The sequence below is a fragment of the Oceanospirillum sp. genome (assembly GCF_048265165.1).
GTDB lineage: Bacteria > Pseudomonadota > Gammaproteobacteria > Pseudomonadales > Halomonadaceae > Oceanospirillum.
Window position 1 is genome coordinate 61,827 of record NZ_JBLXCD010000005.1, and the last position, 12,743, is coordinate 74,569.

At 47.3% G+C, this 12,743-nt stretch carries 11 protein-coding genes and 5 tRNA genes; 5 read left to right on the forward strand and 11 right to left on the reverse strand.

What is annotated here, in order from left to right:
- Positions 1–151: 151 nt before the first annotated feature.
- Complete coding sequence (locus ACN0R8_RS11055; protein WP_417597375.1) at positions 152–1,642, forward strand: protein adenylyltransferase SelO; 1,491 nt, start codon at positions 152–154, stop codon at positions 1,640–1,642.
- A gap of 131 nt (positions 1,643–1,773) precedes the next feature.
- On the opposite strand, the gene ACN0R8_RS11060 is transcribed toward ACN0R8_RS11055, so the two are convergent.
- The 4 genes from ACN0R8_RS11060 to ACN0R8_RS11075 form a co-directional block, all read right to left on the reverse strand.
- Positions 1,774–3,885, reverse strand: a complete 2,112-nt coding sequence (locus ACN0R8_RS11060) for a methyl-accepting chemotaxis protein (RefSeq protein ID WP_417597377.1) — start codon at positions 3,883–3,885, stop codon at positions 1,774–1,776.
- Positions 3,886–4,275: 390 nt separating this feature from the next.
- Positions 4,276–4,363 (reverse strand) — tRNA-Ser (locus ACN0R8_RS11065).
- Between the two features lie 160 nt (positions 4,364–4,523).
- Positions 4,524–4,976 (reverse strand): YiiD C-terminal domain-containing protein, encoded by a 453-nt coding sequence (locus tag ACN0R8_RS11070; RefSeq protein WP_417597379.1) that lies wholly within the window; start codon positions 4,974–4,976, stop codon positions 4,524–4,526.
- Positions 4,977–5,027: 51 nt separating this feature from the next.
- Positions 5,028–5,588 carry a nitroreductase gene (locus ACN0R8_RS11075; protein ID WP_417597381.1) on the reverse strand — a complete coding sequence of 187 codons (561 nt, stop codon included), beginning with the start codon at positions 5,586–5,588 and terminating at the stop codon, positions 5,028–5,030.
- Positions 5,589–5,771: 183 nt separating this feature from the next.
- Here ACN0R8_RS11075 and ACN0R8_RS11080 point away from each other — a divergent pair, with 183 nt between their 5' ends.
- Positions 5,772–6,557, forward strand: coding sequence for a hypothetical protein (locus ACN0R8_RS11080; protein ID WP_417597383.1), 786 nt, complete (start codon positions 5,772–5,774; stop codon positions 6,555–6,557).
- A 115-nt stretch (positions 6,558–6,672) separates the two neighbouring features.
- Here ACN0R8_RS11080 and queF read toward each other — a convergent pair whose 3' ends face one another.
- The 7 genes from queF to ACN0R8_RS11115 all read right to left on the reverse strand — a co-directional run bounded on the left by queF (position 6,673) and on the right by ACN0R8_RS11115 (position 10,036).
- The gene (gene queF, locus ACN0R8_RS11085) at positions 6,673–7,545 is read right to left on the reverse strand and encodes an NADPH-dependent 7-cyano-7-deazaguanine reductase QueF (RefSeq protein ID WP_417597385.1); all 873 of its coding nucleotides are present in this window, start codon (positions 7,543–7,545) and stop codon (positions 6,673–6,675) included.
- A gap of 3 nt (positions 7,546–7,548) precedes the next feature.
- The gene (locus ACN0R8_RS11090) at positions 7,549–8,322 is read right to left on the reverse strand and encodes an ABC transporter permease (RefSeq protein ID WP_417597387.1); all 774 of its coding nucleotides are present in this window, start codon (positions 8,320–8,322) and stop codon (positions 7,549–7,551) included.
- On the reverse strand, positions 8,323–9,297 hold the full coding sequence (locus ACN0R8_RS11095; protein ID WP_417597390.1) for an ABC transporter ATP-binding protein: 975 nt from the start codon (positions 9,295–9,297) through the stop codon (positions 8,323–8,325).
- A gap of 250 nt (positions 9,298–9,547) precedes the next feature.
- Positions 9,548–9,623: transfer RNA gene (locus ACN0R8_RS11100), tRNA-Gly, on the reverse strand.
- A gap of 47 nt (positions 9,624–9,670) precedes the next feature.
- Positions 9,671–9,746 (reverse strand) — tRNA-Glu (locus ACN0R8_RS11105).
- Positions 9,747–9,819: 73 nt separating this feature from the next.
- Positions 9,820–9,895 (reverse strand) — tRNA-Gly (locus tag ACN0R8_RS11110).
- Positions 9,896–9,960: 65 nt separating this feature from the next.
- Positions 9,961–10,036, reverse strand: a tRNA-Glu gene (locus ACN0R8_RS11115).
- 362 nt (positions 10,037–10,398) lie between these two features.
- On the opposite strand from ACN0R8_RS11115, the gene ACN0R8_RS11120 reads away from it, so the two are divergent.
- The 3 genes from ACN0R8_RS11120 to ylqF all read left to right on the forward strand — a co-directional run bounded on the left by ACN0R8_RS11120 (position 10,399) and on the right by ylqF (position 12,645).
- A complete protein-coding gene (locus ACN0R8_RS11120; RefSeq protein ID WP_417597392.1) occupies positions 10,399–11,175 on the forward strand; it encodes a hypothetical protein in 777 nt (258 codons plus the stop codon).
- Between the two features lie 38 nt (positions 11,176–11,213).
- Entirely contained in the window at positions 11,214–11,639 is a 426-nt protein-coding gene (gene msrB, locus ACN0R8_RS11125) for a peptide-methionine (R)-S-oxide reductase MsrB (protein ID WP_417597394.1), read from the forward strand.
- Positions 11,640–11,760: 121 nt separating this feature from the next.
- A complete protein-coding gene (gene ylqF, locus ACN0R8_RS11130; RefSeq protein ID WP_417597687.1) occupies positions 11,761–12,645 on the forward strand; it encodes a ribosome biogenesis GTPase YlqF in 885 nt (294 codons plus the stop codon).
- The last annotated feature ends 98 nt before the right edge of the window (positions 12,646–12,743 follow it).

Sequence of the window (12,743 nt, forward strand, 5' to 3'; positions counted from 1 at the left end):
TAGGACATCGATTATAGGCCTAAAAACCAGGCAACGGGTATAGACTTTGAGAGGTATTTTTTTAACTGAGGCGACCTGCAAGCCCTTTGGATAGACAATTCCGACTAAAAAACTATGATATAAACTTAGCCTATTCAGAGAGAGCAGCATTTTGAGCATTCCCACAGGCTCTCAGCCGAACACCGCCACTCCTCTGAATCAACTACAGCTGACCTGTCATTACCGGCAGTTGCCAGACCATCATTATCAGTCTCTGGCACCATCACCACTCAATAATCCATGGTTGGTTAGCGTCAATCACGATGTGGCGCAAAAGCTGGGGCTGGATCTAAGCTCCCTTAACCCTCAGGAGCTGGCAGAGTTTGCCTGTGGTCAGAAGCTGTTCAAGGGCAGTAAGCCTCTGGCAATGAAATACACAGGGCACCAGTTTGGGGTCTACAATCCGCAACTGGGAGATGGCCGAGGTTTGTTGCTGGGTGAACATCTCGGGCCGGATGGCATATTGAGGGATATTCATCTGAAGGGTGCGGGTAAAACTGCTTACTCCCGGTTTGGGGATGGTCGGGCTGTTTTACGATCCAGTATTCGGGAGTATCTGGCCAGTGCAGCCATGGCAGGGCTGGGTATCCCAACCACTGAAGCGCTCTGTATTGTGGGCTCCACGGATACCGTATTGCGAGAAGGCCTTCATCAGCCTTGCGCAACACTACTGCGGGTGACCCCCTGTCATATCCGATTCGGCCACTTTGAACACCTTTACCACAACCGTAAATTCGACGAACTCACCCAGCTGACGAACTACGTGATCCATCGTTATTTCCCCAAGTCAGTCGAAACTGATAACCCCCCGCTTGCACTGATCCGGGAGGTGATTCTCCGTAACGCGACCCTGATCGCCCACTGGCAGGCCTATGGCTTTGTACACGGCGTGATGAACACCGACAACATGTCAATTATCGGTGAAACATTCGACTACGGCCCCTTTCAGTTTATGGATACTTATAAAGCTGGCCAGGTAAGTAATCACTCTGACTATCAGGGGCGCTTCGCTTTTAAGCGTCAGCCGGACGCCATGCAGTGGAACCTGCTCTGTTTGGCTCAGTGTTTTATGCCCATGGTATCCAATGATGAAAAAACGGCTCAGTCATTACTGGAAAATGAGGTGCGGCACTTCTCAAAGCTCTATCAGCAGGAATACCTGACACTGATGCGACAGCGTTTAGGCCTGCAGATATATGAACAACAGTCTGTCGGTCAGCAATCTTCTGTACAGCAACGAAAAGATGCCGATGATAGCCAGCTGATCGAAGGTCTCTGGCGTCTGCTGGAGGCTCAAAAAACCGATATAACCCTCTTTTTTCGCCTGCTTAGTGAAGTACCAGCTCGCGAGCAACAGAATAAGCTGGCTAAGATCTGTACCTACCCATCAGCTTTTGAGCTTTGGCTGAGGCAATACCACCAGAGGGTCACAGAAGACCAACAACCGGAAACGGAGCGCCTGGCTAAAATGCAAAAGGCAAATCCGGTTTACCTGCTCAGGAATCATATGGCTCAGGAAGCAATTGAGCAGGCTGGAAAAGGCGATATGACACTTATCAATGAGCTGCTGAGGGTGCTGCAGAACCCCTTTAGCTATCAGTAACAGCAATCTCAGTATGCAAGAGTAGCCACAAAAAAACCCTCAAAGCTGAGTAACCAGCAAATTGAGGGCGCTTTTAAACACAGATTACCTAAACAGCGTTATTTCAGACAGCGTGTGCTGGTGGAGAAGTACTACACCTTAAGACGGCTCAGCTGCTCATCCAGCAAACCAACAACCTGGGTCAGCTCCTGCCGGACACCATCAATCATATGGGCCTGATCGTTCAGCTCCTTCGCTGTGTCACCTATGCCGACAACACTTTGGCTGATTTCGTGATTCACCTGGCTTTGCTCTTCAGCTGCCGACGCCACCTGTACCGTATTGTCAGCAATGAGATTAACCTGAGTAGCCAGCTCTTTCAGGCTATCAACACTCTCAGCAATACTTTGGGTCGTTTCTTCTGAGCGGCTCTTATTTGCTTCAATCTGCTCTACTGCTTCAGCAACGTTGCTTTGTAAGCGTTTCACCAGCTCATTGATTTCTTCTGTAGACTTCTGAGTATTCGCAGCGAGCGTACGAACCTCATCAGCTACAACAGCAAAGCCACGTCCCTGATCTCCGGCACGGGCTGCTTCAATCGCCGCATTCAGGGCAAGTAAGTTTGTCTGCTCAGCAATATCCGAGATGGTATTTACGATCTGGTTAATATCATCACTCCGGGCTGATACTTTGGCGATACGCTGACTATTCTCAGCCATAGCCTGAGCAATGGTCTGCACCTGTTCAACGCTGTGATCAAAGCTTGCCTGAGTGCTTTGCAGAATTTTCTCTGAAACCTGAGTACCTTCAGCACTGGTGGAAGCAAGGCGCGCAACTTCAGCACTGGTTGAGGCCATCTCCTCCATTGCAGTGGCCACACTATCCGTTTCAGCGGTTTGCCGGGCGATGGTCTCTGAGGTGATGGTCGTGGCTTCACTCAGCAGGTTTGTTTGTTTCTGCACCTGCAAGCTTTGCTCCTGTAACGCAAGAATCATATCCCGAAGCTTAGCAATAAACTGGTTAATCCCCTGGCCTATTTCAATCAATTCCCGATGGTTTTCAACCTTAAGTGTCTGTGTCAGATCACCATCAGCACTACTAAGGTTAAGAACACGCTCACGCATCTGATTCAAAGGACGCGTAATCGTACCAACAAAAATAATGATGGCCGCTACAGCTAAGCCAATAATGACCAATGAAAATACCAGCAAGGTTCCTTGGGTATTACGTACATCTTCCAGCAGGTCGGCTTTAAGCTGATTAACTCCGGCAAAAGCCACAGATTCAGGCACCGTTAATATCAGTCTCCATTGAGTATCCGGTGCTTCAATATGAACCGGCTGATCTGCAATTAATAACTGGTTATACCTGAAAATTTCACCATTTTTCCCTTGAATAGCATCTGAGAAACCTTGACTGGCTTCCGTAAGCGGGCGAGAAAGCTTATCAGCATACTCGCTACTGGCCACAATGCGTCCCTTAGCTGTGATCAGGTGCAGTTGCGCCCGTCCATCAAATAACGTTGAAGACATCTCTTCCATCATTTTCTGTAAAACAGGCAAGTTAATATCTGAGCCAGCAACCCCGACAAACTGCCCTTTACGCACCAGAGGTGTTACCAAGCTTGTCATCAGGACTTCATTACCGGGCTCTATCTCATAAAGGTAAGGCTCTACGATGCATGGCTTATTGGTTTCGTAACTACACAGATACCATTCAGACTCCCGGTCCCCTAAATCATTGAGCGTCTCCGAATACTTAGAATCCGGCTCATCAGTGACGTAGTGCGTCAACGCACCGGCCTCACGAACCCAATAAGTCTCCAAAGTCCCTATCACCGTGGTGTGATCGCCTGTTCCAAGCATTTCGGCATCATCATCACCGTAACCATTTTTCTCAAACTGAATATAAGAGGAACTGACCAGAGGATTCGCCTCAAGAGCCTGGCGTACCATTATCTGGACCTCATCACGACTCATCCGCTTACCGGGATCATCCAGGCCTGCGCTAACAATTCGGTTCATTGTAACCGGCGTATCAAAGGCCCGGTTCATGTAGCTGCTGACCTCAGTACTGACACTGTATGAAGCCTGTCTGAGAATGCTGAAAACCCGCTCACGACTGGATGCCGAAATCTGACTGACAACCTCATCAGAAGTATGCTTCATACCGCTACTGGCAACCCATGACAGTCCACCTAAAGCGAGTGCAAGCAGTAGCAAAGAGAACAAAAGCAGTTTATTTCGTAACGACCATGTTTTCATAGATAGGGATCTCATTAGCAATCAGGATTATTCACTACGCAGGGTCAGAATCGTATTTAGCGCAGTCAGGTTCGTAGTCAACACCATCAAAATACATAACATTGTGGAGGCAAGGTATATTCACTATATCTAAAAAATAGCATTGCAAACCAAAGCTCTTATAAAGCTTAGCAGTTGATTATGACTTTGCTGTTAACTAAGCATATAAACCATGACAGTTCGCTTGAAGAGGCCTGCTAAGAAAGCATAATTATTACGAACACATAGCTATTGTGGACAACAGATCAAACAGAATAGGTGGGAATAGATATGAGAATAGGTGGTTGTATCTAAGAATATCAAAAACGAAAAAGCCCGCTAACTCATTGAGTTAGCGGGCTTTAGAATTCGTGGCGGAGAGGGAGGGGTTCGAACCCTCGATACCTTGCGGTATACACACTTTCCAGGCGTGCGCCTTCGACCACTCGGCCACCTCTCCACAATATCTTGGCTGAACAACTACAGTCGCTCAACAGATGGCGCGTATTATAGGGATGCGCTCTACCCAGAGCAAGACTTTTTTAAGTTTTTTTATAACTTTTTTATAAATCTCAAGCACTTACCCATCAATAAAACCAGCACTGGCTCTATGCAAAACCTCAGCTATCCAGTGCGACATAATCACCTGTATAACGAACGGCAAGCACATTACCCTGACTGATTTCTGCCACTATAGGCAAGCGGCCCCGCCCTTTGCTTTGCACCTGATCTATCAAGGCAGCACTACCCTCCGGGTCAGGACAAAAGCAACGGACAACAAAATCAGAAGTCACGGGAGCAAAAAAATCGATCGTGCCGGTTTTAACCACAGCACTTCGCTCAAGATCTGCTTCTATCAAAAGCAGAGTTGTCAGTGCCCAGCCCGCCAATGTGCAAAGGCTACTGATCGAACCGCCAAACCCTGTGCCTTTATCATTCAGGTTAGGTGACAGGGAAACATGAAAACACACTTCATTGTTCTCAAAGGTTACCCGGTTCAGCCCCAGATGATTTACCAGAGGAATAGATGCTTTTACATGGTCTAAAAATTGATCAACCCGAACCTGATGCACTGCTCACTCCTGTTTTGTCACTGTATTATCTTTCTTTGAAGAGGCCCGATATCAATTCCAGCGCTCGACAAAATCTTCAGTATTGTGCTCAGGAAGAGGTTTATTACGGCCTTCCACATCACCAATGTAGAGATAACCAACGATCTGATCTTCACCTTCAAGACCCAGCTCCTGATTCACGACAGGATCAAACGCCACATCACCGGTACGCCAGATCGCCCCCAAATTCTTTGCGTAAGCCGCCAGCACCATGTTCTGTGCAGCTGCTCCGGCAGAAAGCACCTGTTCAATAACGGGAACTTTCGGGTGGTCCTCTGTAACCTTAGCGATTACAGCGATAATCAAAGGCGCTCTTAATGTCATCATGCGCACCTTATTTTGCTGGGTTTCATCTGCCTGCGGGTTACGAGCCATCAGCCCACGAAAAAAGATCTCCCCCAGACGTTCGCGCCCGGCACCGGAAAATTCGATAAAGCGCCATGGACGGATACAGCCATGATCAGGGGCCCGTAAGGCAGCCTGATAGATAAACTCCAGCGTGTCAGCATCTGGCAGTTCACCGGCCAGCTTAGGATGAGAATTTCGATTTAAAAGTAAAGTATCAGCTTGCATATAAACCTCATTTTTCGACCCAATAGATGCATACATCCTACTGGTATAAAGCGTCCATAAAGTGACAATAACCACTCTGATAAGTTGTATTCTGGCTTATTTTCAAGCCATTAAAACCAGCATAGAGCTTACCAGCAATACAGGTTATGATGCCAAGATCTGAGTCTTTAAGGAAACATTGACATGGTTCTGTCCACTTTGGCACTTGTTGGTATTATACAGCTCTTCCTGCTGCTGGCAGGAGGCATATTCTTTCTCTTTTTACATACCCGCTTTCTGAAAAAACAGATCCGTATTCTTCGCGGCGAAGATCAGAGTGAGTCAGATACTGTACCACCTCCAATCGCCGCAATGACGGAAAGCCATGAAGCCGGTCCCTCCATCAATATGCCGGAAGAACATGACTCCCAGGCACTCGCCCCGGAAGAAGAAATACAACCATCAGCCTCACTGGAAGCATCAACGGATCAATCGCCAAAAATGGAGGGGGAGGGTTTTATTCCGGTTAGTCCCAATTTAAGCGAAGAAGACTCTGTCAAAGTTACCGGGGAGATTAGTGAACTGCGAAATATGCTCAATGAGAAGCTTTTGCTAACGGCAAATTTACGCAAACTGATCGAAGGGTTGCTTGAAAACCCAGCCAACGCCGAGAGTACCGCTGACATCGCAGAGCAACAGAATAGCTCGCTACTCGACTTAGAGGAATATATTAAGCTGAGTCGCAAAGAAGCCGCTGCTGTCGAAGAGAAAATAATGCATTACCGCGACCAGCTGACAAAGGCCAAGGTATTATTAAGCCGTTATAAAGAGCAGCATGAACAGGACATAATACAGCTGAAAGAAGAACATGACGCATTAATCGGTCAATCTGCAGAAGCCAAGCCAGAAGCATCAGAGGCCGCAGCCACCTCGGAACCCGAAGAGCAGGTACACCAGGAAGCCCGTCCTCAAACAGATAAACTGGAATAATTTCTTTCGGGGTGCCCCAGGCACAGGATACAAATACCAGAAAAATACAAAATGCCGGTAAAAAGATTTTATTCTTTAAATTACCGGCCTTTCCTGCATCTTAACGCCAACAGAACTATTGTCGGACAAAACGCCGATTTTCCAAATCCGGGCGATTCGAAGAACGCCACGGATTAATATCCAGACCACCCCGGCGGGTATAACGTGCGACCACCGTCAACTCTTCCGGTTTGCAGCGCTGACTGAGATCCACAAACATACGCTCAACACACTGTTCGTGGAAATCATTGTGCTGACGGAAAGAGACAATATAAGCCAGAAGCCCTGCTTTATCGATCTTCTTACCAATATAACTGATCTCAACCGTTGCCCAGTCCGGCTGACCGGTTACCGGACAGTTAGAGCGTAGCAGATGGCTGTAAAGTGTCTCCTCAACAATGAGGTCACTCTGATTCCTCAGTAGCGTAGGCTCCGGATGGTAATGACTGACCTCAATATCCAGACCATCGATACAGCGGCCTTTGGGCTCGACAACCTGAAGTGCTGTTGCACCATCCAGATCATGTAACTCCACAACCACCAGCCCTCCAGCAGCCGCTGACAGGTCCTTTTCCAGAATCGACTGAAGCTCCTGACGACCTGATAACCTAGTCTGGTTAAAGGAATTGAGATAAAGCTTGAAGGATTTGGACTCAATAATATTTTCCGAATCCGCCGGAATACGGAATACTGCAATCGCGACTTCCGGCTTGCCCTTGGCGTTCAACCATGACAGTTCAAAGGCGTTCCAGATATCCTGACCAAAGAAGGGCAAGCGCCCCTCTTCAACCCCTAGCTGCTCAAGAGCGATCTCATCACGTTTCGGCTGGCGGGGAATCGGAAAAAGCAGACTAGCATCATACTGATCCACATACTGGGTTTTCCTACCCAATTGAGAAGCCTCTGGACTGGCTTTCTCATGCCTATGCACTTGTTCTGAATCACTCATCATTTAACTCCGGATTCCTTTACCTTTATTGAGCAGAGTCAGACAGAGGGTAAACATCGCCACAATAAAGACAGTAACGGCGGACAGAGCGTAGACCACATCAATATCCGACACACCAAGAATGCCGTAACGGAAGGTGTTCACCATGTAGAGAATCGGGTTCAGCATGGAAACACCCTGCCAAAAGTCCGGCAGCAAAGAGATGGAGTAAAACACCCCTCCCAGATAAGTCAGCGGCGTCAGAATAAAGGTCGGTACGATGGAGATATCATCGAAACTGCGGGCAAACATGGCGTTCGCAAAACCGCCCAGGGCAAACAAAATAGAAGTCATCAGCACCACCAGAATAGTGATCCAAATGTTGTGCAGATGCAGGTCTGTAAAGAACAGGGAGAGGATTGTTACGATAAAACCTACAGTCAGACCCCGTGCGACACCTCCCAGTACAAAGCCAGTCAAAATGATCCAGTTTGGCGTCGGGGAAACCAGCAACTCCTCAATACTCTTCTGAAAACGTGCACCATAAAAGGATGACACCACGTTGGAGTAGGAATTAGTAATCACCGACATCATGATCAGACCGGGTACAATAAACTGCATATAGGAGAAGCCTCCCATCTCACCAATCCGGCTACCGATCAGATTACCAAAGATGACGAAATAAAGCGTCATCGTGATCGCTGGAGGCAGCAGTGTCTGAGCCCAGATACGGGTAAATCGGCTGATCTCTTTTTGGAGAATGGTGGTAAACGCAATCCAATATTCCTGAACACTCATTTATGCAGACACCTTATCTTTTTGATCGGACTTCTGATTTGCAGCATTCTGTTTGTTACGATCCTGCTCCACCAGCTCCACAAACAACTCTTCAAGCCGGTTCGACTTGGTTCGCATAGAGCTGATACCAATACCGACCGTGTTCAACTGAACAAACACATCATTCAGGTGCTGGCCACGCTGCATCACCACCTCAAAACTGCGCTCATCAAGCAGCTGGGTTTCAAAGCCTTCAATCTGAGGTGCCTGAGTCAGTGTTTCTACCGTATCCATAATGAAGACCTCGGTATTCAGTTGCTGCAGCAGTGCTTTAATCGTAGTGTTCTTCACAATATCACCCTGATCAATAATGGCGATATTACGGCACAGACTTTCAGCCTCTTCCAGGTAGTGAGTGGTGAGGATAATTGTGGTGCCTTCCTCACGGTTGATCTTCTTGATGAACTCCCACATGGAACGGCGCAGCTCAATATCAACACCGGCAGTCGGCTCATCCAGAATCAGCAGGCGAGGCTTGTGAATCAAAGCCCGTGCAATCATAAGTCGACGCTTCATACCGCCTGACAACATACGCGCAGCATTATCGCGCTTATCCCACAAGCCTAACTCTTTCAGAAACGTCTCCGTCCGAGCTTTGGCTTCTGCACGCGGGATTCCGTAATAACCCGCCTGACTCAGGACAATATCCTTCACCTTCTCAAATTGATTAAAATTAAATTCCTGAGGCACAACCCCCAGAAAACGCTTCGCTTTGGAAAAATCCTTATCAATATCAACACCAAAAATCGAAACGCTGCCTTCCGACTTATTTACCAGAGAGCTGACAATGCCGAGAGTCGTGGACTTGCCTGCGCCGTTGGGCCCAAGCAGAGCAAAAAAATCCCCTTGTTCAACATCCAGGTCAATACCTTTCAGGGCAACAAAACCGTTGCCGTACACCTTTTTCAGGCCCCGTATGGAGAGTGCTTTGGTCATTAAGAACACCTTTTGAAAATTCAGTGCGCTGACAGGCATAAAAGCTAAACCTGCAGAAATAGGGAGCGATACGGGAAGCCCGTATAGTCAGTGGCAGAGATATAAGGGCTCTGTGAGAGATTACAACCGTAAGGTAAATAAAATAACTGACAAGAGAAAAAAACAGGCCTGCTATAGATCAGAAGTAGAAATCAAAGAAAGAAGAAAAACGAAAAAAGCCAGTTACATAAAGCAACTGGCTTTTAAAATCTGGAGCGGGAAACGAGATTCGAACTCGCGACCCCAACCTTGGCAAGGTTGTGCTCTACCAACTGAGCTATTCCCGCGTAACAATATTATTGCTTACAATAATAGTATCTTCTTAAAAAGAAGATGGCGTCCCATAGGGGGTTCGAACCCCTGTTACCGCCGTGAAAGGGCGGTGTCCTAGGCCACTAGACGAATGGGACACATACCTTACTTAAAAGGTGACACCCGATAAGACCGACAACAAGTTAACCATTTGACCAAATCAGCAAATATTGGAGCGGGAAACGAGATTCGAACTCGCGACCCCAACCTTGGCAAGGTTGTGCTCTACCAACTGAGCTATTCCCGCATCACAACACTATTTACTATCAACATACGGTTTCACGCCGACATGCTGTAAACAGCAACAAGAAATGGCGTCCCATAGGGGGTTCGAACCCCTGTTACCGCCGTGAAAGGGCGGTGTCCTAGGCCACTAGACGAATGGGACGTGGTCTTGCAAATAACCCCTCATCGAAGGATGGCGCGCATTTTATAGACGACCAAAGAGAGTGTCAACCACTTTTTTCTTTTCTTATCAGAAACTTCCATTACTTTGCACTCAGGCTAAATCATCTCTAAAGCCTTGGCTTTGAATCATCTTTTTAAAATTCGCGCTGATGGTTTTTTTTTCTTATTATTCATCAAGATGTATTGCAACTGCTGTTTTAAGTTTTTCCGGATCATGCCGATAGTCACTATATATATGAAGCTGTATCTTCATTTATAGTGAATAATAGTGGACACTTGCTACACAAGTGAAAAGCTTATCAGGTATCAGAAACTACAAGCTCAGGATAAAGGGAACCTGGAATGTCATCAGTGATCATTCTTGGCGTTGTGCTTTCATTAGCACTGGGCCTCGTATTTATTGTCTACTCGAAGCAGGCTGCAGAAAAGAAGCGCATCGAGCATATTCGCTATTTACGCTCTTTGGGAGACAGAGCCAGAAACTTAATGTTTTTAATGGAAGAGGTTCCCGCACACTACCTGGACCAGAATATGCGTATATTTCTGTCCCGCAGTGTTGTGGAGTTATTCCAGCAACAGTACGAAGCAGACCCCGATGATAAAGTTGCCAAGCATTTAGAAAATGCCAAGCAAATGTTGGAACTTGCCACTAAAAATAAAAATGTTTCCGCCGTTCCTGTCACTGATATTCAGACCGCCAACAATGTACGTCGCAACCTGAAACTGCTGCATAAGCATGTATCGGTTCAGTATCAGGAAAAGAAGATATCCCACGCGATGGCTCAGGGGTTCCTGAAACAGCTCAGAAAGGCTTTCACGCAAACGATTATTGAGGTGTATATCTCAGCCGGTAAAAAAGCAGAGCGTGAAATGAAGCATAAAATTGCGGCTCTGCATTACCGTCGCGTTATTAGTGAAATGGGTAAAAACAATCAGGGCGGCGATTACACCGATCAGATTCTGGCAACCAAAAGACGGGTTGATGAGCTGGAAGAATCAGCGGCTAAACAGGAACAACAGGAACGCCTGGAAGGACAACAAGGTGACCAGCTGACCAAAGAGCTGGAAAAAATGGTAGAAGAAGAAGATCAGTGGAAGAAAAAACAGGTTTATGATTAACCAATCTGCTCAGTAACTCTTGTTTAGGATGCAGCACTATGTCTGATACTAAAGAATCAAATACGCCACTGCAAAAAGATGATCAGCAATGGCGTCAGGAGCTTTCTTCAGAGCAGTATGATATTTGCCGCTGTGGCGGAACGGAACCTCCCTTCAGCGGAAAGTACTACCATCATCATGAAACGGGCACTTACCTTTGCGCCTGCTGTAAAGCACCGCTTTTTGACTCAGATACAAAGTACGAGTCCGGTAGTGGTTGGCCCAGCTTCTGGCAATGCCTTAATGATCAAGCGATCAAAGAGCGTACCGACCAAAGCCACGGCATGTTACGCACAGAGATTCTCTGCAATGCCTGTGATGCGCATTTAGGTCATATCTTTCCCGATGGCCCCCAACCCACAGGCTTACGTTACTGCGTTAACTCCGCATCTCTGGATTTTGCCATTAAAGAATCTGATGTCTGACGCTTTCTTGCATTAAACTACTGATAAAATCCTACCTGCTTGTTATAATTTTTCCCTTTATCAAGCCGCTTCATGCTGAAGCGGCTTGTTGCGTTCAGAGCGACAGGAGAGCCCTATGGCGATGTTAGGTTGGTATCCGGGACATATGAATAAGGCACGCCGGCAAATTAAAGACGCTCTGCCTGAAATCGATGTTATTATCGAAGTGCTGGATGCTCGACTACCCTACTCCAGCGCCAATCCCATGCTAAATGAGCTACGCGGCAACAAGCCCTGCCTGAAGATCCTGAGCCGTGATGACCTGGCTGATCCAACTGTTACCAAACGCTGGATCAGACACTTCGAAGAACAGAACGAAACACGGGCAATTACGGTCACGACGACAGAGTCCCGCACCCTGAAACAAATCCCAAAAATCGTCAAAGAGATGGCTGGCCAGGTACGCAAAGACCGGCCTGTGCGGGTTATGGTGATGGGGATACCTAACGTTGGTAAATCGACCTTGATTAACAGCTTGGCAGGCAAAAAAGTCGCTAAGGTTGGAGATGAGCCTGCGGTTACCAAGCGCCAGCAAAAAATTGCACTGCCATCCGGTATTGCCATTATTGACACCCCCGGAGTGCTTTGGCCCCGTATTGAAGATCAGAACAGCGCTTACCGTCTGGCAACATCAGGTGCTATCCGCAATACGGCTATCGACTATCTGGACATCGCCATGTTTGCGGCGGGAGAGCTTATGGTACGCTACCCTCAGCCTTTATCATCCCGCTACAAGATGAATAAATTACCAGAAACCCCGGAAGCTATACTCGAACTTATCGCCAGTAAGCGTGGCGGATTAAAGGCTGGAGGCCAGATCGACTGGCATAAAGCCTCAGAAGTATTGCTGAATGACCTTCGGGGTGGCCACATGGGTCGACTGTCTCTGGAGGTGCCGGAAGATATCCCTGATCCTGTGGATGAAAGTGAGAATGAAACTGAAACCACTGTCCCCGCTACCGACTGAGCCTATAGATCTTCGGGCATAATACCTTCAGTCAAGGTCTACCAGACCTTGCCTGAGAGAGAGCCTGCTCAACCGTATAAAAAACAGTTCAAGGTAAA